A 22543-nucleotide genomic window follows, 5' to 3' on the forward strand; every position below is an offset into this window, starting at 1 on the left:
CGCGAGGAGCCGCCGATGTCTTCCCTGGTCCACTTGGCCGCCCCGGCCGCCGACACCCTCATCAACGCGAACTGGCTCGACTACCTGCTGGTGGCCACCTACTTCGCGTTCGTGCTGGGCATCGGTGTGCTGGCCCGGCGGCAGGTGTCCGACTCGATCGACTTCTTCCTGTCGGGGCGCTCGCTGCCGGCGTGGGTGACGGGCCTGGCGTTCATCTCCGCCAACCTCGGCGCGGTCGAGATCATGGGGATGTCCGCCAACGGCGCGCAGATCGGCCTGCCGACAGTCCACTACTTCTGGGTGGGCGCGATCCCGGCGATGCTCTTCCTCGGCGTCGTGATGATGCCCTTCTACTACGGCTCCAAGGTGCGGTCGGTCCCGGAGTTCATGCTCCGTCGCTTCGGCACGGGCGCCCACCTCGTCAACGCGATCAGCTTCGCGCTGGCCCAGCTGCTGATCGCCGGCGTCAACCTGTTCCTCCTCGGCTCGATCGTCCACGCGCTGCTGGGCTGGCCCCTCTGGGTGGCCCTGATCGTCGCCGCGGCGATCGTGCTGTCCTACATCACGCTGGGCGGGCTCTCGGCCGCGATCTACAACGAGGTCCTGCAGTTCTTCGTCATCGTGGCGTCCCTCCTGCCGCTGACCCTGATCGGCCTGCACCGCGTCGGCGGGTACGGCGGGCTCAAGGACAAGATCACCGCGGCCGCCAGTGCGGCGCCGCCGTCGGCGAAGGTCGCCACCGCGCAGCAGCAGCTGGAGTCCTGGCCGGGCCAGGCCCTGTCAGGCTTCGACTCGGGCTTCTGGTCGGTCGTCGGGATCGTCTTCGGCCTCGGGTTCGTCCTCTCCTTCGGCTACTGGACGACGAACTTCGTCGAGGTCCAGCGGGCGATGGCCAGCAAGTCGATCTCGGCGGCGCGCAAGACGCCGATCATCGGCGCCTTCCCGAAGATGTTCGTCCCCTTCATCGTGATCCTCCCGGGCATGGTCTCCGCGGTGCTGGTCAAGGAGATGATCGACCTCAAGAACGGCGGCTCCCCGCCCGGTGGCGCCTCGGGCGAGGGCGTGAAGTACAACGACGCGCTGCTGCTGCTCATGCGTGACGTCCTGCCGAACGGCCTGCTCGGGCTGGCGATCGCAGGACTGCTCGCGGCGTTCATGGCGGGCATGGCCGCGAACATCTCGGCGTTCAACACCGTCTTCAGCTACGACCTGTGGCAGCGGTACATCCGCAAGGACCACAGCGACGACTACTACCTGCGCATCGGTCGGCTGGCCACGGTGGCGGCGACGATCGTCGCGATCTTCACCGCGACGCTGGCGAGCAACTTCTCGAACATCATGGACTACCTCCAGACGCTGTTCGGGTTCTTCAACGCCCCGCTGTTCGCGACGTTCATCCTCGGCATGTTCTGGAAGCGGATGACCGCGACGGCCGGCTGGGTGGGTCTCTCCGCGGGCACGCTGTCGGCGGTGGCCGTGGCGTTCCTGTCCAAGGACGCCTTCGGCTCGGCCAGCCTCGGGGTGATCCCGTTGTCGGGCCAGGGCGCGAGCTTCGTGGCCGCCTCGACCGCGTTCGTCGTCGACATCGTCCTCAGCGTGGTCGTGTCGATGGTGACGCAGCCCAAGCCCGTCAGCGAGCTCAAGGGCCTGGTCTACTCCGAGACGCCGCGCGAGGACCTCGTCGACCCCGACGAGGCCAGCCAGCCGTGGTACCAGCGGACCATGCCCCTCGCCGGCATCGCCCTCGTCCTCGTGATCATCCTCAACGTCGCCTTCTGAGAGGAGCGCAGCCATGGCAGACAACGACAGGTCCCGTCAGGGGGCCCGCGCGCCGCGCAAGACCGCTGGAGCGTTCGACATCCGCAACATCATCGGGCTGCTGCTCGGCATCTACGGGGTGCTGCTCCTGCTCGCCGGGTTGTTCATGGACCCGGACAAGGACAAGACCGGCGGCATCAACGCCAACCTGTGGACAGGCCTCGCCCTGGCCGTCGCCTCGGCCGTCTTCCTCGGCTGGGCTCGGCTGCGCCCGATCGTGGTGCCCGAGCACGTCGAGCCGGCCGAGACCGACCCGACGCGTCCGGGCCCCACCCGCAGGGGCGGGAGCCACTGACCCTCTCCGGTCACCACCGACCGGGGTGCGTATGCCGCGTGGACGCGTCCACGCGGCATACGCGTGTCAGGGGTGGGGCACGGACTCCGGCGTGCGGCGCAGCGCCCTGCGCCCGGTGAGGCTGAGCGCCGCGGCGGCGGCCAGCCCGAGGAGGCCGCCCACCGCCCACATGAGCCGCGGGTCCACCTGGAAGAGGGCGCCCGAGAGGGGTGGCGCGAGGACCGTGCCGCCGATGGACGCGGCGCCGTAGAGGCTCTGGTAGCGGCCGTGCATGCCCTCGGGTGCACGGTCGGCGGCGTGGGCGGTCGCGGTCGGCTTGTAGAGCATCTCGCCGGCGGTGACGACGGCGACCGCGACGAGGACGAGCACGAGCCCCGGGGCGGGCGCGACGAGCAGCCACCCCACACCCACGAGGAGGAAGCCCCCGGCGATGAGCCGCTCCGGCGGCCGCTCGCGCAGGCGGTGGGCCAGCCACGGCTCGAACAGCACGATGAGCGCGCAGTTGAGCGAGATCGTGGTCCCGTAGACCCAGGGCGCGGCGCCGAGCGACTCGAGCTGCCAGGGGACGGCCGAGTAGGCGAACCGGTAGGCCGTGTCGGCCGCGACGACCGTGAGCAGGAGCAGGACGAAGCGAGGGTCCGCCCGCAGCGCCGCCAGCAGCCGGGTGGGCGTCTCGGTTGAGAGGGTCGTGGGGGCGGAGGTCGGCACGACGAACATCACGACACCCAGCATGAGCAGGCTGGCTGCGGCGTCGATGACGAAGACGACGCCGAAGTGGTGGACGGCGAGCAGGCCGCCGAGCGGTGGACCGAGCACCGTGCCGGCGTTGTTGACCGCTCGCATCCACGCGGTGGCCTGCCGGCGGTGCTCGGTGGGCAGCGCGCTGGTGACGAGCGCGAACGACACGGGTCGGCCGACGCCGCCGAGGGCGCCCATGAGGAACAGGACCACCGGCAGGCTGCCCGTCGGCGTGACCGGCACGAGCAGGCAACCGGCGGCCGAGGCCAGCGAGGCGCCGGCGAGGGTGCGGCGCAGGCCGAAGCGGTCGCCGACGGTGCCGCCGACCAGGTTCCCGACGATCATGCCGGCGCCCCAGACCGCCGCGACGGAGCCCGCCGTGGCCTCGTCGAGGTGGCGGTCGGAGACCAGGTAGAGCGGGACGAACACCCAGGCCATCGACCCCAGCGCGTTGACGAACCGTCCCGCGAGCAGCCACCGCACCCAGACCGGCAGCTCCCTCATGCGCAGCACCCTAGGACCTGATCCACCCCGACTTCCTCCGCATTTGGGGGTCTCAGGGGTGAGCAGTCCGTCACTCAAGAACCCCCAAAGCGGCACTCAGTCGGCGGTGGGCGGCTGCCACCTGGGTCATGAAGTCGTCGGTCCACAGCCGGAGGCCGACCAGGTCGATGGTCAGGACCGTCTCGCCACTGATGGCCAGCGCGTTCCGGCGCAGGTTGTCCGAGCTGATCGCCAGGCCCAGTCGGTGCTGTGCGCCGTCGACCTCGACCACGAGAGGGCACTCGCGCCACCTGACGTCCAGGTAGATCCGGCCCCTGGCCCCGGCGCGGACGACCTGACGTTCAGGCTCCGGCAGACCTCGCTGTCGGCAGAGTCCGGCGAAGTCGAGCTCGCCGAGGGACTGCGCCCCGTCCCGGACGTCCCGGACGAGCTGGCGGACGAAGGCGGTGCGTCCGTAGTGCGCACCCGGCCATCGCACCGGGCACAGGTCGTCGGCACGGACGAGGCGTTGTTGCACGGACATGCACAGGAGCAGGGCGGCCTGCCGGTCCGTCGCGGCCCACTGTGCCGCCCGCACCGCGGCCACCCCCACTCGGACGCGAGGCACTCCGACCGAGCAGGTGTCCCGTGCCAGCGGTTCGCGGACCTGGTGGACACGCACGCCGTCGACCCTCCCGAGGAGGCGGACCTCGTGGTCGACCGAGACGTGCACGACCGGGGACTCGAAGTTCTGCAGGCCGCCGGCGAGAAGGGCGGACACCCCGTCGAGCAGCGCGCCGCGTCCGACCTCCCACACCGCACGCCAGAGCAGGGCCTCCGACGGCAGGGGGCCGGTGTGCACGGCGACGGTCCGGGCGCCGTGCAGGGACCATCGGCCGGCGTTCACCTCACTCCTGATGGCCCACCGGTCGATCCCGGCGGTAGCCAGGTCGGCCCGTGACACCACCCCGCCATGGTTCTGCGCCAGGGCGGCCGCCACCCGGCGACGGGTCGATCCTCTCTCGGTCACCGGCTCAGGGTGCGGGCTGCTCCACCGTCGGAGGACGCCCCCGGCATGAGCCTGTGCACGCCGGGCCGGGGCCCTCGCGCCTGTGGACACGTTTTGGGGGTCTGAGGGTGAGCAGTGCGTCACCCTCAGACCCCCAAAACCGGAAGTGGGGAGGGGCTCGGCGTCAGGCGAACTGCCAGGAGCGCTTGCTCAGGCCGAACCAGAAGCCGTCGATGACGCTCTCGTTCTCGAGCGAGCCCGACTCGTACGCCGCGCCGAGGCTGACGTACAGCGGCGCCCAGTGCTCGGTCCGCGGGTGGGCCTCCCGGGCTGCGGGGGCCTTGTGCACGAAGTCGAGGATCGCGTCGACGTCCTGCCGCTCGAGCGCCTCGGCCGCCCAGTGGTCGAACTCGCTCGAGGCAGCCGGGGGCGTCCCGTCGGGGCCGCCGCCTGGGTTGAACCAGCGCAGGTTGTGGGTGGTGAACCCGGACCCGACGATGAGCGTCCCTTCGTCGCGCAGCGGGGCGAGCCTGCGGCCGAGCTCGAACAGCGTCCGCGGGTCCAGGGTCGGCATCGACATCTGCAGGACCGGCACGTCCGCGTCGGGGTACATCTCGACCAGCGGCACGTAGGCGCCGTGGTCGAGGCCACGGGACTCGTCCCGGTGGACGGGGTTCTCCGCGGTGTGGACGAGCTTCTCCACCGAGGCGGCGAGCTCGGGCGCACCCGGCGCGGGATACGTCACCTCGTAGTAGTGGCGCGGGAAGCCCCAGAAGTCGTAGACGAGCGGGACGTCGCCCGACGTCGCGGACAGCGACAGCGGCGCCTCCTCCCAGTGCGCCGACACCATGAGGATGTTGGCCGGCGTGCCGAACCGGTCCGACCAGTCGGCCAGCTGCCGGGTCCACACCGGGTCGTCCGCGAGCGGCGGGGCGCCGTGGCTGAGGTACAGGACCGGCTGGCGCTCCTGCGTCGAGGTGCTCATGGGCCCAGCATACGCTCGAGACAATTTAAGTTTCAACTATCAGTATGCCGGTGGGGCGCGGGTGCGCGGACCGCCGGGCGCCGCGTGGGGTGGCTGCCGGTGGGCGCTCGCGCACGCTCGGCGAGACCCGTGGGAGCCGACTTGACCGCCTCGGCTACCGTCTCTTGCGTTGCCATGTCCACGCAGCGACGAATCCGCTGCACATGGGAGCAGGACGGCAGGTACATCTGTGAGCACGGGGCGCAAGCTCGTCATCGTCGAGTCGCCGGCGAAGGCGAAGACCATCGGCGGCTACCTGGGCAAGGACTACGACGTCGAGGCGTCGGTCGGCCACATCCGCGACATCCCGACCCCGTCGGAGATGCCCGCCGAGATCAAGAAGGGCCCGTTCGGCCGCTTCGGCGTGGACGTCGACAGCGGCTTCGAGGCGTACTACGTCGTCGACAGCGACAAGAAGAAGAAGGTCGCCGAGCTCAAGCGGCTGCTCAAGGGCGCCGACGAGCTCTACCTGGCCACGGATGAGGACCGCGAGGGCGAGGCCATCGCCTGGCACCTGCTCGAGGTGCTCAAGCCCAAGGTCCCGGTCAAGCGCATGGTGTTCCACGAGATCACCAAGGAGGCCATCCAGCGTGCCGCCAGTGCCACCCGCGACCTCGACACCGCACTGGTGGATGCCCAGGAGACCCGGCGCATCCTCGACCGGCTCTACGGCTACGAGGTCAGCCCGGTCCTGTGGCGCAAGGTCAAGGCGGGCCTGTCCGCCGGCCGCGTGCAGTCGGTCGCGACCCGGATCGTCGTCGAGCGTGAGCGCGAGCGGATGGCGTTCGTGCGCTCGTCCTACTGGGACGTCGAGGGCGACTTCACCCCTGACGGGCAGAGCAACCAGTTCGCCGCGCGGCTGACCGCCGTCGACGGGCGTCGCGTCGCCGTGGGCCGCGACTTCGCTGACGACGGCACGCTGAAGTCCCGCGAGGTCGTGCACCTCGACCAGGAGCTGGCGACCTCGATCGCCGCCCAGGTGCTCGAGGCGCAGGTCAGCGTCACCGGTGTCCAGGAGAAGCCGTACACCCGCCGCCCGAGCGCCCCGTTCACCACGAGCACGCTGCAGCAGGAGGCCTCGCGCAAGCTGCGGCTGTCGTCGAAGAACGCGATGCGGGTGGCGCAGCGCCTGTACGAGAACGGCTACATCACCTACATGCGTACCGACAGCACGACGCTGTCGGAGGCCGCCCTGACCGCGGCCCGCCAGCAGGCGCGCGACCTGTACGGCGCGGAGTACGTCCCGCAGGCGCCTCGCCTGTACGAGAAGAAGGTCAAGAACGCTCAGGAGGCGCACGAGGCCATCCGCCCCGCGGGTGACCGGTTCCGCACGCCGGCGCAGGTCGCGGGCGAGCTGCGCGGTGACGAGTTCGCGCTCTACGAGTTGATCTGGAAGCGCACGGTCGCCTCGCAGATGGCCGACGCGCGCGGTTCCACGGCGACCGTCAAGCTCGGCGGCACGCTGGGCGACGGCCGCACCGTCGAGTTCAGCGCGTCCGGCACGGTCATCACGTTCCGGGGCTTCCTCGCGGCCTACGAGGAGGGGCGGGACGAGGACCGCAACCGCAACGCCGACGAGGACGAGCGCCGCCTGCCCAAGCTGAGCGAGGGCGTCGCGCTCACCGTCGTCCGCGCCGAGGCCGACGGCCACGAGACCACCCCGCCGCCGCGCTACACCGAGGCCACGCTCGTGAAGGCGATGGAGGAGAAGGGGATCGGGCGCCCGTCGACCTACGCCAGCACGGTCGGCACCATCCAGGACCGTGGCTACGTCCACACCCGCGGGTCGGCCCTCGTGCCCACCTGGCTCGCCTTCGCCGTCACGCGGCTGCTCGAGGAGCACTTCACCGAGCTCGTCGACTACGACTTCACCGCCTCGATGGAGGAGGACCTCGACCGGATCGCCGGCGGCGACGAGCAGCGGGCCGAGTGGCTCAAGCGGTTCTACTTCGGCGAGGGCGACGGTGCCCTCGTGGCAGGCAAGCCCGGCCTCCCTGACGCTGGATCGGCCCACCTCGGCCTCAAGCAGCTCGTCGACGACCTCGGCGACATCGACGCCCGCGAGATCTCGACCATCCCGATCGGGGACGGGATCGTCGTGCGCGTGGGCCGCTACGGCCCGTACGTCGAGGAGACCGTGCCCCAGGGCGTGAATGCAGCCACCGGCGAGATGACCGACGGCGCGGGCGACACCCCGCGGCGCGCGACGATCACCGACGACATCGCCCCGGACGAGATGACGCCGGAGAAGGCCCGCGAGCTGCTGGAGCAGTCGGCCGACGACGGCCGCGTCCTCGGCCAGGACCCGGAGACGGGCCGCGACATCGTGGCCAAGGCGGGTCGCTACGGCCCGTACGTCACCGAGGTGCTGCCCGAGGAGGAGACGGCCACCAAGGGCAAGGGCAAGGCGAAGGCCAAGCCGCGCACGGCCAGCCTGTTCAAGGACATGGACCTGGGCACGATCGACCTCGACGCCGCGCTCAAGCTGCTGAGCCTGCCCCGGGTCGTCGGCACGACGACCGAGGAGGACGGAACCGAGGTCGAGATCACCGCGCAGAACGGCCGCTACGGGCCCTACCTCAAGAAGGGCACCGACTCCCGCTCGCTCACCACCGAGCAGCAGCTCTTCGACATCACGCTCGAGGAGGCGCTGGCGATCTACGCCCAGCCCAAGCAGCGTGGCCGCGCCGCCGCCGCGCCGCTCAAGGAGCTCGGCCCGGACCCGGTGTCGGGCAAGCCCATGCTGGTCAAGGACGGCCGCTTCGGCCCGTACGTCACCGACGGCGAGACCAACGCGACCCTGCGCAAGGCCGACGACCCCGAGTCGATCCCGGCCGAGCGCGGAGCCGAGCTGCTCGCCGAGAAGCGCGCCAAGGGCCCGACGACCCGCAAGCGGGCTGCCAAGAAGACGACGAAGAAGACCGCGACCAAGAAGGCCGCGACCAAGAAGGCGGCCACGAAGAAGACCGCGGCCAAGAAGTCCTGACGGGCAGAACCGATGGCGCCACCCCTCGACCCGGCCACCAGCCGGCAGCTGTCACTGCGCCTCGCGAAGGAGCAGTCACAGCAACGGCTTCCGTCGGTCGCGGCCGCCCTGGTCCGGGACGGTGAGGTCGTCTGGTCCGACGCCGTCGGCACGCTCGACGGCCGCAGCGGTGGCGAGGCGGCCACCACCGGCACGCAGTACCGCATCGGGTCGATCACCAAGACCTTCGTGGCGGTCGAGGTGATGCGGCTGCGCGACGAGGGACGGCTCGACCTGTCGGACACCGTCGTGGCGCTGCTGCCCGAGGTGGCCGGCTCGGACTTCGCCGGCGTCACCGTGGCCCAGCTGCTCTCGCACAGCTCGGGCCTGCAGGCCGAGACCGGCGGCCCGTGGTGGGAGCGCACCGCGGGCGACGACTGGGCGGCGCTGGTCGCCAGCCGGCCCGCTCTGCGGTTCCGCCCCGGCGCCCGCTTCCACTACTCCAACGTCGGGTATGCCGTGCTCGGCGAGGTCGTGGCGCGGCTGCGCGGCGTGCCCTGGCACGACGCCGTCCGCACCTCGCTGCTCGACCCGCTCGGCATGACCCGGACGATTCCGCGCCCGCAGCCGCCGGCAGCGCCGGGCTGGGGCGTCCACCCGCTCGCCGACCTGCTCCACGTCGAGCCGGAGCACGACGCCGGCGCCATGGCCCCGGCCGGCCAGCTCTGGTCGACCGCACAGGACCTCTCGCGCTGGGCCGCCTTCCTGGCCGGCCGCACCGAGGGGCTGCTCGACCCCGCCACCCTCGACGAGATGTGCCTGCCGATCGTGGTCAACGACGGCCCCGGCCAGGCGTGGACCGCCGCGCACGGGCTCGGCTGGCAGGTGTGGAACCTCGAGGGACGCCGGTATGCCGGGCACGGCGGCTCGATGCCTGGCTTCCTCGCGTCGCTGCGCGTCGACCGCGAGAGCGGCGACGGCTGCGTGCTCTTCGCCAACGCCACGTCCGGGATGTCGCCCGCGCTCTCGCAGGACCTGCTCACCCTGCTCGCCGAGCGCGAGCCGGTCCCGCCGGCGCCGTGGTCGGCCGACGCCACCCAGGTCGACGGCCTCGAGCTGGTCGGCGACTGGTACTGGGGCACGACGGCATACACGCTGCGGCTGGCGGACGACGGGCACCTCGTCCTCGGCGAGCCGGGGGTGCACCGCGGGTCGCGGTTCCGTCCCACCGGGGCCGGGTGGGTCGGTCTCGACGGGTACCACGAGGGCGAGCCGCTGGTGGCGGTGCGCGACGCCTCCGGTGGCGTGGGGCACCTCGACCTGGGGTCGTTCCGGTTCACCCGGACGCCCTACGACCCGACGGCCGACGTTCCCGGGGACGTGCACCCCGACCGCTGGCACTGAGCCGGGGCGTGCCGTCCGGAGGGTGCTGAACCGTTCCCGGCAGGGCGGAACGGGACGACGGCGCCTGCGCCCCTCGATGTGGTGCGAGGACATGTCGCGCCCGGTTTGTGTGGATGACCCGGCCATGTCCCGGGTGGTGGGGCGGCCCTAGGGTTTCGGGAACCGCGACGGGTACCCCCGCCTGTCGCCAGCCCGCACGAGGAGGTGCCGGTGCCGACCGAGGCCACCCACGGCTCCGCGCAGACGCTGCTGGAGACCCGCGGGCTCACCAAGGAGTTCCGCGGCTTCCGGGCCGTCTCCGACGTCAGCCTCGAGGTCACCGAGGGCACCGTCCACGCGCTCGTCGGACCCAACGGTGCCGGCAAGACGACCCTGTTCAACCTGCTGACCGGGTTCCTGTCCCCCACGTCCGGGTCGATCTCCTTCGGCGGCCAGGACATCACCGGCCTGCAGCCCGAGCAGGTGGCGCACCGCGGCATCGCCCGGTCCTTCCAGATCACCAGCCTCTTCGACCAGATGAGTGCGGTCGACCACGTCGAGCTCGCGCTCGCCTCGCCCACCGGGCTCGGCTACCGGTTCTGGCGCTCCTCGCGCCAGATGCGCCAGTTCCGCGACCGCGCGATGGAGCTGCTCGACCAGGTGGGCCTCGCCGACCGGTCCGGCGCAGCGGCGGGCTCACTGGCATACGGCCAGAAGCGCGCCCTCGAGCTCGCCCTGGCGCTCGCGCTGGACCCCCGCCTCCTGCTGCTCGACGAGCCGACCGCCGGGATGGGTCTGGAGGACGTCGACCGCACCATCGCGCTGGTCAAGAAGGTCTCCGCCGGCCGCACGGTCGTCTTCGTCGACCACAACATGCACGTGGTCGGCTCCCTGGCCGACACCGTCACCGTGCTCCAGTCCGGCCAGGTCCTCGCCCAGGGGACCTACGAGGCGGTCCGGAACGACGAGCGCGTGATCACCGCCTACCTCGGACAGGCCGGGTGACCCCATGACCGACACCGGAACCGACGACGTGCGCGGGCCCGTGGGCACCACCGGGCCGGCGAGCGGACCGACGCTGGAGCTCTCCGGCCTGTCCGCCTGGTACGGCGAGGCGCGCGTCCTGACCGACGTCGACCTGCAGGTGCGACCCGGCGAGGTCGTGACCCTCGTGGGTCGCAACGGCGCCGGCAAGACCACGCTGCTGCGCTCGGTGATGGGCCTGCACCGCCAGGTCCAGGGCACCGTGTCGTGGGACGGCAGGGACCTGGGCCGCACGAGCCCCGACCGCCGGGCCAAGGCCGGGATCGGCTGGGTGCCCGACGACCGCGGCATCTACTCGACCCTGTCCGTCGCCGAGAACCTGCGCCTCCCCCCGGTCACCTCCGACGCGGCCTGGAGCCTGGAGCAGGTCTACGAGCAGTTCCCGGTGCTGCACGAGCGGCGAGACTTCCCGGGCACCAAGCTCTCCGGCGGCGAGCAGCAGATGCTGGCCATCGCCCGGGTCCTGCGGATGGGCTCGCGCCTGCTGCTGCTCGACGAGCCCAGCGAGGGCCTCGCCCCGGTCATCGTGCAGCGGATCGGCGAGATCATCCGCCAGATCAAGGAGCAGGGCGTCTCGGTCCTGCTCGTCGAGCAGAACGTGAAGTTCGCGTCCACCGTCGCCGACCGGCACTACCTGCTCGCGCAGGGCCGGGTCGTGGAGTCGCTCGACAACGACTCGTTCCAGTCCCGCACCACCGAGCTCCTCGAGTACCTCGGCATGTAGCACCCGCCACCCGGCAACCACGGCACCACCTCGACCCCCGGAGGGGAACATGAAGCGCACCCAGACCCTGGCCCTCGTGGCCACCGCCGTCACCGGCAGCCTCGTGCTCGCCGCCTGCGGCGGGGGAGGCCCGGCCTCGGCCGGCGGCAAGATCAGCGACGGCAAGGTCGTCATCGGACTGCTCAACGACCAGTCCGGCGTCTACAAGGACCTGTCCGGCCCCAACTCCAAGGTCGCGATCCAGATGGCGATCGACGACTACAAGGCGAAGTACGGCGACAAGGCCGTCGCCAAGGACATCGAGATCGTGTCGGCGGACCACCAGAACAAGCCCGACATCGCCAACACCAAGGCGCAGGAGATGTACGACCGCGACAAGGCCGACATCATCCTCGACGTCCCGACCTCCTCCGCCGCACTCGCGGTGGCCACGCAGGCCAAGGCGAAGAAGAAGCTGTTCATCGACATCGGCGCCGGCACGACCGCCCTCACCGGCAAGTCGTGCAACAAGTACACGTTCCACTGGGCCTACGACACCTACATGCTGGCCTCGGGCAACGGCGCCGCCACCGTCCAGTCCGGCGGCAAGAAGTGGTCGATCGTCTACCCCGACTACGCCTTCGGCCAGGACATGACCAAGTCCTACAGCGCCGCCGTCGAGCGCGCGGGCGGCACGGTCCAGCAGAAGATCGCCACGCCGTTCCCGAACGACAACTACGCCACCTTCATCACCAAGGCCGCCGCGTCCAAGCCCGACGTCATCGGCATCATGGCCGCCGGTGGTGACCTGGTGAACTTCATCAAGCAGTTCAACCAGTCCGGCATCGCCAGCACCACCAAGCTCGCCGTCGGCCTCATGTTCATCACGGACATCCACAACCTCGGCGTCGACCAGTTCAACGGCACCACCTTCACCGACGCCTGGTACTGGAACTTCGACGCGCAGAACCGCGCCTGGGCCGACAAGTTCATGGCCAAGACCAAGGTCCGCCCGTCGTTCGCCCACGCCGGCAACTACTCCGCCGCGCTGAACTACCTCGAGGCCGTCCAGGCCGCCGGCACCGACAACAGCGACGCCGTGGTCAAGCAGCTCGAGGGCAAGAAGATCAACGACATGTTCCTGCGCAACGGCGAGGTCCGCGCGGCCGACCACAACGTCATCCACGACGTCTACCAGGTCAAGGTCAAGAGCAAGGACCAGGTCAAGGAGGAGTGGGACCTCGAGCAGGTCGTCAAGACCATCCCCGCCTCCGAGGCCTACGCGCCGCCGTCGCCCGACTGCACCATGTGACCGTTCCCCTGATCGATCACCAACAGGCGCAACGCCTTTCGAGATCCTGAGGTATGCCGCCCGCCCACCCGGGCGGGCGGCACACCGCCGGCGTCCGACCACCTCCACCGCCACCGACCTGCACGAGAGGACCTCCCGGTGAGCCAGTTCCTGCAGTACACCCTCCAAGGCCTCGCGGCCGGCGGGTTCTACGCGCTCGCCGCGCTGGGGCTGGCCGTCATCTTCGGCGTCCTCGGCGTCGTCAACTTCAGCCACGGCGCCTGCTACATGCTCGGCGCCATGGCCTCGGCCCTGCTGCTGAAGAACCTCGACCTCGGCTTCTGGCCCGCGCTGGTCGTGGTGCCGCTGCTCATGTTCGTGTTCGGCGTGGTCATCGAGCGGCTGTTCGTGCAGTGGCTGCTCAAGCTCGACCCGCTCTACAACTTCCTGCTGACCTTCGGCCTGACGCTGTTCACCGTCGACCTGATGAAGCGGCTCTACGGCGTCTCCTCCCAGCCGTACGAGGTGCCCGCGGGGCTGCGCGGCCGGCTCAGCCTCGGCAGCGTCGACCTGTCGAGCTACCAGCTGTTCGCCGCCGCGTTCTCCCTGCTCGTCTGCGCCGTCGTGTGGCTGGTCCTCACCAAGACCCGCGTCGGCATGATCGTCCGCGCCTCGACCGAGGACGCCGAGCGGTCGCGGGCCCTGGGCATCAACGTCGCCCGGTGGGTCACCCCGGTCTTCGGCTTCGGCATCGCCCTGGCCGGCCTGTCCGGCGTGCTCGCCGCCCCCTACCGCGCGATCAACGCGGACATGGGGTCGAACTTCGTCATCATCCTGTTCGCCATCGTCGTCATCGGCGGGCTCGGCTCGATCCTCGGCGCGGTCGTCGCCGGCTTCCTCGTGGGCCTGGTCGAGGCGTACGGGCAGGGCTACTACGGCCAGATCTCCCAGGTGCTGATCTTCGTGCTCATGGCACTCGTCGTCCTGGTCCGGCCCAGCGGCCTGTTCGGCCGGGAGGAGTCAGCATGAAGGGCACCCCACGAAGTTTCTCCCCCGCTCCGCTCCTCCGAATACTTCGAAGGGACCCCGAATGAGCTCGCAGCTGGAGCAGCGCGTCGACGTCGAGCTGCCGGGCACCCCGGTCCTCGGCGAGCGGCGCCCGGTCGTCCGGTGGGTCGTGCTCGCCGTCGGGCTCGTCGTCACCCTGGCGCTGCCCTGGTTCATCTACCCGCCGGTCGCCATGGACATCGCGGCCTGGGCGCTGTTCGCGATCTCGGTCGACCTGCTGCTCGGCTACACCGGCCTGCTGTCCTTCGGCCACGCGGCGTTCTGGGGCACCTCGGCATACACGACCGGGCTCATCGCCACGAACCTCGGCGTGCCGTTCCCGCTCGCGGTCCTCGGCGGTGCCGTCGTCGCGATGGTGCTGGCCGTGCCGATCGGGTACCTGTCGGTGCGGCGCACCGGCATCTACTTCGCCATGGTGACGCTGGCGTTCGCGCAGATGATCTACTTCATCGCCAACCAGTGGCGTGACGTCACCGGCGGCGAGAACGGCCTGCAGGGGATCCCGAAGAACCTCGGCGGCCTCACCGACCTCATCAACTCCGACGCGTTCTACTTCTACTACGCGGCGCTGCCGCTGATCCTCATCGGCGTCCTGATCGCCTGGCGGGCGGTCAACAGCCCGTTCGGCCGGGTGCTGGTCGCGATCCGCGACAACCCTGCCAGGGCGCGGGCGCTCGGCTACGACGTCGAGCGGTACAAGATCATGGCGTTCGTGCTGTCGGCCGGGCTCGCCGGGCTCGCGGGCGGCGTCTTCTCGATCAGCCACGGCTTCGCCTCGCTGCAGGAGCTCGTCTGGACGACGTCGGGCAAGGTCGTGCTCATCACCGTCCTCGGCGGCATCGGCACCCTGTGGGGACCGGCCGTCGGCGCAGCCCTCGTCGTCATCCTCGAGGACCAGCTCGCGTCGTCCGGGTTCGAGGGCACGGGCATCATCACCGGCGCGATCTTCGTGGTCATCGTCCTCGCCTTCCGCCACGGCATCTGGGGCACGGCGCGCAACGGCCTCGTCGCGCTGATGCGCAAGCGACGGCACGCCCGCGACGTCTGACCCCGGCCGCCGTGGCGACGACCACGGGGGAGGGCCGGCCGGCGTGCCGGCGGCGACGCGCCCGGAGCGCACGCGAGCTGGTCGTCCGTCGAGCGGTTGCGGAGGCCGCACGGCATACGCCCGCAACGCGCTTGACCCTCACGCGGCGTCAGGCGCCACAGTGGTGCCATGAGCACGAGGACGGGGCAGGAGCTGCTGACGGTCGGCCAGGTGGCCGACGAGCTCGGCGTCACGGTGCGCACGCTGCACCACTACGACGAGATCGGGCTGGTCGAGCCGAGCGAGCGGTCGCGGGCGGGGTGCCGCCTCTACACCGCGGACGACCTGACGCGGCTGCAGCACGTCGTGGTGTACCGGCGGCTGGGGTTCGGGCTCGAGGAGGTCCGGCTGCTGCTGGACCACCCCGAGGGCGTGGAGCAGCACCTGCGCCGCCAGCGGGCAGCGGTCGCACACCGGCTCGAGGAGATGCGCGAGCTCGTGGCGGCCATCGACAAGGCACTGGAGAGGGAGGGGTCGGGCATGAGGCTGACCACGGAGGAGCAGAAGGAGCTGTTCGGCGAGGGGTACTCCGACGAGTACGCCGCCGAGGCCGAGGAGCGGTGGGGCGACAGCGATGCGTGGAAGCAGTCGCAGGAGCGCACGAGCCGGTACTCCAAGGAGGACTGGGTGCAGGTCAAGGCGGAGGCGGACGCGCTCAACGCCGCCTTCGTCGCGGCCAAGCGTGGCGGCCACGCGCCGGACAGCGCCGAGGCGATGGACGCCGCCGAGGCGCACCGGCGGCACATCCACGACCGGTTCTACGACCTGTCGCACGAGTTCCACCGTGGGCTCGCGGACATGTACGTCGCGGACCCACGGTTCACCAAGACCTACGAGGACCTCGAGCCGGGGCTGGCGCAGTACGTCCGCGACGCCATCCACGCGAACGCCGACCGGCACGCCGGCTGACGGAGCCGCACGCCGGCTGACCGAGCCGCACGCGGGCTGCGCCGGAGGCGGCGGTCAGTGGCCACTGCCACCTGACGGAGGCGCTGCTCCCCCAACGGGGTGGGCGGCGCCTCCGTCATCTGTTGTACGGCAACGGGGTGAGGCGATCTACGTCGCTCCTGATCTTTCGTCGTCGAACGGGTGATGTGCCCGTCAAGTCCGCCTTGCACCGATGCGCCCCAACGGAGTCTTTCCGCGATCGACCGGACGAGTCCCTCGACCGGCGTCGCCACCTCCATCGCCGCGCTTGCCGGCATGACAGACAAAGGACTCCCCATGGCTCACCTCAACCGCCGCCAGCGCATCGCCGCCGGCGTCACCGCGCTCGTCCTCGTCGGCAGCGGCACCGCCGCCTTCGCGTACTGGACCAGCACCGGTCAGGGCACCGGCTCCGGTTCGACCACTGCCGGCGCGTCGAACCTCTCGATCGCCGGTGACGTCTCCACCGCCCTCTACCCGGGCCAGGCCGCGCAGAACTTCACCGCCACGGTGACGAACAACGCGGACAACAACGCCCAGGTCGCCGGCCTCACCGCCTACGTCACGACCGACAAGACCGGCTGCGACGGCTCGGACTACTCGATCAACGGCACCAGCGCCGCGAGCCCGGTGGCCCTGAACTGGACCGCCGTGGACCTGGCCAAGGGTGCGTCGCAGGACTCCGTGAACACGATCCAGTTCAACAACAAGGCCGACTCCAACCAGGACGCCTGCAAGGGCGCCACCCTCACGCTGCACTACGCCTCGAACTGACGCCCACGGCGTCAGCCCCGGGCCGACGCCTCGAGCTGAGCCAGGTCCAGTCCCACCGCCGGCACGCCGGCCGACCGCAACGGAGCACGACATGAGCACTCGGGTCATCACCAGGGCGACCGCCCTGCTGGCTCTGTGTGCTGCCGTCGCCCTCCTCGCGGTCGGCCGGCTGCCGGGGGAGGGGGCCGCGCTCGGGCTGGGGCGCACGAGCCCGGTGGCGGCCAAGACCAAGGACTTCGCCGTCACCTCGCAGCCGCTGAGCGTCTCGGTGCAGCGGGGACAGGCCGCGACCTTCACCCTCACCGTCACGCCGACCGGCGGGTTCACCGGCCCGGTCACCCTGACGGCCGGCGGCCTGCCGACGGGCAGCACCGCCACCTTCTCGCCGGCGACCCCCACCGTCACCACGACCGCGTCCGTGACGTCCACCCTGATCGTGACCACGACGGCCTCGACGGTCCTCGGCAGCGACGTGTTCACCGTGACCGGGGTCGGCGGGCCGACCAAGCACACCCTCGACCTCACGGTCGTCGTGTCCTCGCCGCCACCCGCGGTCGCGGTCGCGGTCACGCCCGCGAGCGTCACCCTGGCACCCGGCTCCACCGCGACGTATGCCGTCGACGTCACCCGGCTCAACGGGTACACCGGGTCCATCAGCCTGGGCACGACGGGCGCGCTCCCCGCAGGAGTCAGGGCGTCCCTCGTCCCGACCAGCCTCCCGTCCGGGAGCTCCTCGGGGACCGCCACCCTGCAGCTGTCGACGAGTGCCACGACCCTCGACGGCACCACCACCGTCGCCGTCACGGCGTCGGGTACGGGGGTGGCGAGCTCGTCGGCCACGGCGACCCTCGTCGTGGACTCCAAGCAGAGCTCGAAGCCGTTCGCGCTGGGCGGCTCGGTGACCGGTCTGCTCTACCCCGGCGCCCCCGGCCGCCCGGTGGCCCTCACCGTCGCCAACCCGAACAACCAGACCATCAGGATCACGAACCTGGGCGTGACCGTGGGCGCAGTGACCCGCAACGGTGCCGCGGTCCCCGGATGCGGCGCGGGCGACTTCGCCGTGCGGCAGTACGCCGGCTCCTACCCGCTGAGCGTGCCGGCCAACGCACCCGCCACCCCGCTCACGAGCCTCGGCGTCCCGTTCTCCGCGCTGCCCACGGTGACCCTGGTCGACGCCGCCCGCAACCAGGACGCCTGCCGCGACGTGACCGTCGCGCTCGCCTACACCGGATCGGCCACGAACCAATGACCACGCACACCGCCGCGGTGACCGCCGACCTCCCGCTCCTGGAGCGACCGACGCGCCGCACGCCCGCCGAGCACCTCCCACCGGGGACCGCACGACGCCGCGGCCTCGTCGGGCGCGTGCTCGCCTCCGCCGCTCTGGCCCTCGGTGTCGCCGCCCCGCTGTGTGGGACGGCGTGGGCGGTCTGGTCCTCGTCGGGTGCCGGGACCGGCTCGGCCGGCACGGGCACGGTGGTCTCGCTCACGACCACGGCCGTCGCCGCACCGGCCGACGGCGCCTACCCCGGTGGGCCGGCGACCGCGCTCGCGGTGGCGGTGTCCAACCCCAACCCGTTCGCGGTCCAGGTCACCTCCGTGGCGCTCGACCCGTCCCGACCCGTGACGGTCTCGGGAGCCTCGGGCACCTGCAGCGCCGCGTCGGTGTCCGTGTCGGCGACCGGGCTGTCCCTGTCGGTCCCGGCGGACGCGTCCGGCACCGTCCTGACCGTCTCCGGCGCCCTCACCCTGGGCAGCTCGACCGAGTCCGGCTGCCAGGGTGCCACCTTCACCGTGCCCGTCGTGCTGACGGGGCGGACGTCGTGAGCGGCATGCGCGTCCGCCGGCTCTCGCGTCGCGCCGGCCTCGGGGGCGCCGGACTCCTCGTCACCACCGTGGCGCTGGCGGTCCCGGCCTGGGCGTTCCTCTCCGTCTCGTCCTCGGGTGCGACGGCGGCGGCGCGGGTCGCGACCCTGGGCACCCCCGGCGTGGCCACCTCGGGCGTGGGCCCCACGTCGGTGACGTTCACCGTCAGCGCCCCCGCGACCGGCCCCACCCCCACGGGGTACAGGGTGGCCCGCACTGCGCCGAGTGCCGTTGCCGGTGTGTGCACCGTGTCCGGTGCGAGTGGGTCGTGCACCGACGCCGCCCCCGCCGCCGGTCAGACCAACACCTACGCCGTGTATGCCGTGCTCGCCGGGTCCGCCTGGGAGTCGCCCGTGCCGGCGACCACCTCGGTGGCCGTGCCCAACGGCGACACGACGCCTCCGGTGACCACCGCGTCCCAGTCACCCCTCCCGAACGCTGCGGGATGGAGCTCGTCCGACGTCGTCGTCACCCTCTCCGCCTCGGACGCCAGCGGGGTCGCGGGCACCTGGTACACCACCGACGGGAGCACGCCGACGACGTCCTCGACGCGGTACACCGGCCCCTTCACGGTGTCCTCGTCGGCGACCGTCCGGTACTTCTCCAAGGACACCGCCGGCAACACCGAGGCCTTCAGGTCGCTCGCGGTCCAGATCGACCGCACCACGCCCACGGTCGTCGTCACCTCTCCGGCCGGCAGCTCGGTCCAGGGTGGGACCGTCACGGTCTCGGGCACGGCTGCCGACACGGGGTCCGGGGTCGCGAGCGTCGTCGTCCAGTGCCGGGCGGGGTCGGGGGCCTGGACCACCATCGGCAGCACCACGCCGTCAGGATCCAGCTGGAGCACGTCCTGGCCGACCGCCGGCCTTGCCGATGGCTCGTACTCGCTGCAGGCCGTCGCGACCGACGCGGCGGGCAACACCACCACGAGCGCGACGGTCCCGGTGACGCTGCGGAACACCTTCACGGTCACCGCGCCCAGCACGGCCACGGCCGGCACACCCTTCACCGTCACGCTGTCCACCTACCCCGGCTACTCGGGCACGCACCCGGTCACGGTCTCCGGGCTGAGGTCCAGCCCGAACGGCTCGGCGCCCACCCTGCCGACCTCGGCCACCTTCACGAACGGCACAGCCACCCTGTCCGTGACGCCCGTGTCGTCGGGGTCCCAGACCGTCGGCGTGAGCCTGTCGGGCGCTCCGTTGAGCAACACCAGCGCCACCGCGGGCAACGCGACGGTGGTCGCGGGCGCCCCGACGATCGCCACGCTCGGGTGGGCGTCGGTCGCCGGAGGCAAGAACGCGACCTGCTCGGCGACCTCCTGTGCCGTCACCCTCGGCACGGGGCAGGGGAACAACTCGGCCAGCGCGACGATCACGGCATACGACACCTATGGCAACGTGGCGCCGAGCACGGCGACCGTGACGGTCACCATGACGAACCTGTCCACGAACGCCACGTCGACCAGCTCGTACGTCCTGGCAGGTGGCACCGCGGCATGGGCCACCACGGAGACGGGCAGCGGCAACGTCAGCAAGCGCTACGTCATCAGCTTCGGGACCGTGCAGTCGATCCCGCTCACCGTGACGCGCTGACACCGGGCTGCGCACCTAGGCTCGGTCCGGTGAGCACCACCGGACCGAGCCTGGCGTCCCTGTCTTGGCCCCTGCGCACCGCGCGGACGTCGTTGCGGCCCATCACCCACGACGACGTCGACGCCGTGCTCGAGTACCGCTCGCGCGAGGACGTCGCGAGGTACCTCACCCGGGCGGCGCTGGGTCGCGAGGACGTGCGCGACCGGGTCACCCGGTTCGCCGAGCGTGGACGCCCGGGGCACCCGGAGCCGGGACTGGGGCTGGTCGCCGAGCTCAACGGCCGCGTCGTGGCGGACCTGTCGCTGCGGCTCGAGCCCGACGACAACGGGATGTGGCTGGCCGTGCTCGGCTACGCGGTCCACCCCGACGTCGCCGGGCGCGGGCTGGCGACCGAGCTGGTCCGGGCACTGCTGCGGCTGAGCTTCGCCGACCTGCACCTCGCGATGGTCACCGCCGACGTCTTCGCGCCCCACCGCGCCTCGCAGCGGGTGCTGGAGAAGGCCGGCTTCCGCGTCGTGGCGCACGTGCCCGCCGGGAGCAAGGGCGACGGCCAGCCGCGCCTCGACGACCTCGTGTATGCCGTGACGGCTGCCGAGTGGGCTGCCCAGGCGGGCGCCACGCACCACTGATCCAGGCCGCGGCATACCGCTGTCCGGGGGTTGTCCGCCGCCTGGCCTAGGCTCGGGACGTGACCGACGGACTCTTCATCGCCTTCGAGGGGGGAGACGGGGCGGGGAAGTCCACCCAGGTGGCCCTGCTCCGTGACGCGTTCGAGGCTGCCGGCCGCACCGTCCTCGTGACCCGCCAGCCCGGCGGCACGCCGCTGGGGCGCGAGATCCGCGACCTCGTGCTGCACGGCGACCACGTCTCGCCGCGGGCCGAGGCGCTGCTGTTCGCCGCCGACAAGGCGCACCACGTCGAGCAGGTGATCGCGCCCGCGCTCGCGGCGGGCGACGTGGTCCTCACCGACCGCTACACCGACTCCTCCGTGGCCTACCAGGGCGCCGGGCGCGACCTCGGCGCCCAGGAGATCCACGACCTCAACATGTGGGCGGTCGACGACCTCGTCCCCGACCTGACCGTCGTCGTCGACGTCTCGGCGCAGGAGGGCCGCCGCCGACGCGGCGAGGTGCACGACCGGCTCGAGTCCGAGCAGGACGACTTCCACGAGGCGATCCGGGCCCACTACCTCGCCATGGCGCAGGGCAACCCCCAGCGCTACCTCGTCGTCGACGGCACGCTGCCGCCCGAGGACGTCCACGAGGCCGTCGTGCAGCGCCTGCGCTCGATGGGGGCCCTGCCGTGACGGTGTGGCGCGACGTCATCGGGCAGGAGGCTGCGATCGAGACCCTGCAGCGCGCGGTGGACTCGCCCGCGGCGATGACGCACGCGTGGCTCTTCACCGGGCCGCCGGGGTCGGGTCGGTCCAACGCCGCGCGCGCGTTCGCCGCTGCGCTCCAGTGCCGCCAGGGCGGCTGCGGGGAGTGCCGCGAGTGCCGCACCGCCCTCGACGGCACCCACGCCGACGTGGACGTCGTGGCGACCGAGGGGCTGTCGATCAAGGTCTCGTACGTGCGCGAGCTGGTCCAGCTCGCCCAGCTGCGGCCGTCGGTGGGGGCGTGGCGGATCATCATCATCGAGGACGCCGACCGGCTCACCGCGTTCACCGACGCGCCGGCGAACGCCCTGCTCAAGGCGCTCGAGGAGCCCACGCCACGCACCGTGTGGCTGCTGTGCGCCCCCTCGGTCGAGGACGTCATCATCACCATCCGCTCCCGGTCGCGGCACGTCCGGCTGCGCACGCCCCCGGTCGAGGCGGTGGCCGAGCTGCTCCACCGTCGCGACGGCGTCGAGATGCCCATGGCCCTGTATGCCGCGCGCGCGGCCCAGTGCCACGTCGGCCTCGCCCGGCGGCTGGCCCGCGACGAGGGCGCCCGCATCCGTCGTCGGGACGTCGTCTCGCTCGCCGGGAAGATCCACGGCGTCGGCGACGCCATCGGTGCCGCCGAGGACCTCAAGTCGATCGCCGACGAGGAGACGGCAGCGGCGACCACGGAGCGCGACGCCGCCGAGCGCCAGCGGCTGATGGAGGTGCTGGGCGCCGACCCGACCGCGCGCACCCAGCCGCCGCACATCCGCAGCCAGGTCGCCGGTCTCGAGCGCGAGCAGAAGGCCCGCGCCACCCGGCACTCCCGCGACGTGCTCGACCGCTCGCTGGTCGACCTGCTGTCGGTCTACCGCGACGCGATGGTGTTGCACTCGGGCGCGAGCATCGGCCTGGTCAACCAGGACAACCTCCCCGCGGTGCAGGCCCTGGCCCGGTCGATGTCGGCCGAGCAGCTGCTGCAGGCCATGGACGCGATCGGCACCGCCCGCGAGCGGATCGGGCTCAACGTCGCGCCGCTGCTGGCGCTCGAGGCGATGGCGATCGCGCTGCGCGTTCCGCGCTGACAGCGGGGCCTGTGTAGCGTCA

The 22543-nt window shown here is 71.7% G+C and carries 20 protein-coding genes; 17 read left to right on the forward strand and 3 right to left on the reverse strand.

The features are described 5' to 3' along the window. Positions 1-15: 15 nt before the first annotated feature. Together J2X64_RS10040 and J2X64_RS10045 are read left to right on the forward strand one after the other, a co-directional pair. A complete protein-coding gene (locus tag J2X64_RS10040) occupies positions 16-1779 on the forward strand; it encodes a sodium:solute symporter family protein (protein WP_310153360.1) in 1764 nt (587 codons plus the stop codon). A gap of 13 nt (positions 1780-1792) precedes the next feature. Then, the gene (locus J2X64_RS10045) at positions 1793-2113 is read left to right on the forward strand and encodes a hypothetical protein (protein ID WP_310153362.1); all 321 of its coding nucleotides are present in this window, start codon (positions 1793-1795) and stop codon (positions 2111-2113) included. Between the two features lie 66 nt (positions 2114-2179). Here the strand turns inward: J2X64_RS10045 and J2X64_RS10050 are convergent, their stop codons facing one another. The 3 genes from J2X64_RS10050 to J2X64_RS10060 form a co-directional block, all read right to left on the reverse strand. Then, the gene (locus tag J2X64_RS10050; protein ID WP_310153364.1) at positions 2180-3355 is read right to left on the reverse strand and encodes an MFS transporter; all 1176 of its coding nucleotides are present in this window, start codon (positions 3353-3355) and stop codon (positions 2180-2182) included. A gap of 70 nt (positions 3356-3425) precedes the next feature. Continuing rightward, complete coding sequence (locus tag J2X64_RS10055) at positions 3426-4364, reverse strand: hypothetical protein (RefSeq protein WP_310153366.1); 939 nt, start codon at positions 4362-4364, stop codon at positions 3426-3428. Between the two features lie 163 nt (positions 4365-4527). After that, complete coding sequence (locus J2X64_RS10060; RefSeq protein ID WP_310153368.1) at positions 4528-5328, reverse strand: class III extradiol ring-cleavage dioxygenase; 801 nt, start codon at positions 5326-5328, stop codon at positions 4528-4530. A 229-nt stretch (positions 5329-5557) separates the two neighbouring features. Here J2X64_RS10060 and topA point away from each other — a divergent pair, with 229 nt between their 5' ends. From topA to J2X64_RS10135, 15 genes are all read left to right on the forward strand, one after another. Next, positions 5558-8353: a type I DNA topoisomerase gene (gene topA / locus J2X64_RS10065; RefSeq protein WP_310153370.1), complete on the forward strand. Its 2796-nt coding sequence runs from the start codon at positions 5558-5560 to the stop codon at positions 8351-8353. 12 nt (positions 8354-8365) lie between these two features. Then, positions 8366-9736 (forward strand): serine hydrolase domain-containing protein, encoded by a 1371-nt coding sequence (locus J2X64_RS10070; RefSeq protein ID WP_310153373.1) that lies wholly within the window; start codon positions 8366-8368, stop codon positions 9734-9736. A 210-nt stretch (positions 9737-9946) separates the two neighbouring features. After that, positions 9947-10720, forward strand: coding sequence for an ABC transporter ATP-binding protein (locus tag J2X64_RS10075; protein ID WP_310153375.1), 774 nt, complete (start codon positions 9947-9949; stop codon positions 10718-10720). A 4-nt stretch (positions 10721-10724) separates the two neighbouring features. Next, positions 10725-11483, forward strand: coding sequence for an ABC transporter ATP-binding protein (locus tag J2X64_RS10080; RefSeq protein ID WP_310153378.1), 759 nt, complete (start codon positions 10725-10727; stop codon positions 11481-11483). A gap of 49 nt (positions 11484-11532) precedes the next feature. Continuing rightward, positions 11533-12774, forward strand: a complete 1242-nt coding sequence (locus J2X64_RS10085) for an ABC transporter substrate-binding protein (protein WP_310153381.1) — start codon at positions 11533-11535, stop codon at positions 12772-12774. Between the two features lie 138 nt (positions 12775-12912). Next, a complete protein-coding gene (locus tag J2X64_RS10090; protein WP_310153383.1) occupies positions 12913-13782 on the forward strand; it encodes a branched-chain amino acid ABC transporter permease in 870 nt (289 codons plus the stop codon). Positions 13783-13843: 61 nt separating this feature from the next. Then, positions 13844-14869, forward strand: a complete 1026-nt coding sequence (locus J2X64_RS10095; RefSeq protein WP_310153387.1) for a branched-chain amino acid ABC transporter permease — start codon at positions 13844-13846, stop codon at positions 14867-14869. 168 nt (positions 14870-15037) lie between these two features. Continuing rightward, on the forward strand, positions 15038-15817 hold the full coding sequence (locus J2X64_RS10100) for a MerR family transcriptional regulator (RefSeq protein ID WP_310153390.1): 780 nt from the start codon (positions 15038-15040) through the stop codon (positions 15815-15817). 315 nt (positions 15818-16132) lie between these two features. Beyond that, a complete protein-coding gene (locus J2X64_RS10105) occupies positions 16133-16609 on the forward strand; it encodes a hypothetical protein (protein WP_310153393.1) in 477 nt (158 codons plus the stop codon). A gap of 91 nt (positions 16610-16700) precedes the next feature. Continuing rightward, positions 16701-17858 (forward strand): hypothetical protein, encoded by a 1158-nt coding sequence (locus J2X64_RS10110; protein WP_310153395.1) that lies wholly within the window; start codon positions 16701-16703, stop codon positions 17856-17858. Next, positions 17855-18436 carry a hypothetical protein gene (locus J2X64_RS10115; RefSeq protein WP_310153397.1) on the forward strand — a complete coding sequence of 194 codons (582 nt, stop codon included), beginning with the start codon at positions 17855-17857 and terminating at the stop codon, positions 18434-18436. Before J2X64_RS10110 ends, J2X64_RS10115 begins: the two co-directional genes overlap by 4 nt. Before the next feature lie 5 nt (positions 18437-18441). Beyond that, entirely contained in the window at positions 18442-20070 is a 1629-nt protein-coding gene (locus tag J2X64_RS10120; protein WP_310155817.1) for a chitobiase/beta-hexosaminidase C-terminal domain-containing protein, read from the forward strand. 29 nt (positions 20071-20099) lie between these two features. Continuing rightward, complete coding sequence (locus J2X64_RS10125; protein WP_310153400.1) at positions 20100-20699, forward strand: GNAT family N-acetyltransferase; 600 nt, start codon at positions 20100-20102, stop codon at positions 20697-20699. A gap of 59 nt (positions 20700-20758) precedes the next feature. Continuing rightward, positions 20759-21376, forward strand: coding sequence for a dTMP kinase (gene tmk / locus J2X64_RS10130; protein WP_310153402.1), 618 nt, complete (start codon positions 20759-20761; stop codon positions 21374-21376). Then, complete coding sequence (locus tag J2X64_RS10135) at positions 21373-22521, forward strand: DNA polymerase III subunit delta' (RefSeq protein WP_310153405.1); 1149 nt, start codon at positions 21373-21375, stop codon at positions 22519-22521. Before tmk ends, J2X64_RS10135 begins: the two co-directional genes overlap by 4 nt. Positions 22522-22543 lie beyond the last annotated feature (22 nt).

Source organism: Phycicoccus sp. 3266, assembly GCF_031456495.1.
Taxonomy (GTDB): domain Bacteria; phylum Actinomycetota; class Actinomycetes; order Actinomycetales; family Dermatophilaceae; genus Pedococcus.

Excerpts from the sequence above, each read along its gene's own strand:
- J2X64_RS10115 (WP_310153397.1), top strand. The coding sequence starts at position 17,855 with ATGACCACGCACACCGCCGCGGTGACCGCCGACCTCCCGCTCCTGGAG.
- J2X64_RS10040 (WP_310153360.1), top strand. The coding sequence starts at position 16 with ATGTCTTCCCTGGTCCACTTGGCCGCCCCGGCCGCCGACACCCTCATC.
- J2X64_RS10095 (WP_310153387.1), top strand. The coding sequence starts at position 13,844 with ATGAGCTCGCAGCTGGAGCAGCGCGTCGACGTCGAGCTGCCGGGCACC.
- J2X64_RS10105 (WP_310153393.1), top strand. The coding sequence starts at position 16,133 with ATGGCTCACCTCAACCGCCGCCAGCGCATCGCCGCCGGCGTCACCGCG.
- J2X64_RS10120 (WP_310155817.1), top strand. The coding sequence starts at position 18,442 with ATGCGCGTCCGCCGGCTCTCGCGTCGCGCCGGCCTCGGGGGCGCCGGA.
- J2X64_RS10045 (WP_310153362.1), top strand. The coding sequence starts at position 1,793 with ATGGCAGACAACGACAGGTCCCGTCAGGGGGCCCGCGCGCCGCGCAAG.
- J2X64_RS10100 (WP_310153390.1), top strand. The coding sequence starts at position 15,038 with ATGAGCACGAGGACGGGGCAGGAGCTGCTGACGGTCGGCCAGGTGGCC.
- J2X64_RS10060 (WP_310153368.1), bottom strand. The coding sequence starts at position 5,328 with ATGAGCACCTCGACGCAGGAGCGCCAGCCGGTCCTGTACCTCAGCCAC.
- J2X64_RS10085 (WP_310153381.1), top strand. The coding sequence starts at position 11,533 with ATGAAGCGCACCCAGACCCTGGCCCTCGTGGCCACCGCCGTCACCGGC.
- J2X64_RS10050 (WP_310153364.1), bottom strand. The coding sequence starts at position 3,355 with ATGAGGGAGCTGCCGGTCTGGGTGCGGTGGCTGCTCGCGGGACGGTTC.
- J2X64_RS10070 (WP_310153373.1), top strand. The coding sequence starts at position 8,366 with ATGGCGCCACCCCTCGACCCGGCCACCAGCCGGCAGCTGTCACTGCGC.
- J2X64_RS10080 (WP_310153378.1), top strand. The coding sequence starts at position 10,725 with ATGACCGACACCGGAACCGACGACGTGCGCGGGCCCGTGGGCACCACC.
- J2X64_RS10110 (WP_310153395.1), top strand. The coding sequence starts at position 16,701 with ATGAGCACTCGGGTCATCACCAGGGCGACCGCCCTGCTGGCTCTGTGT.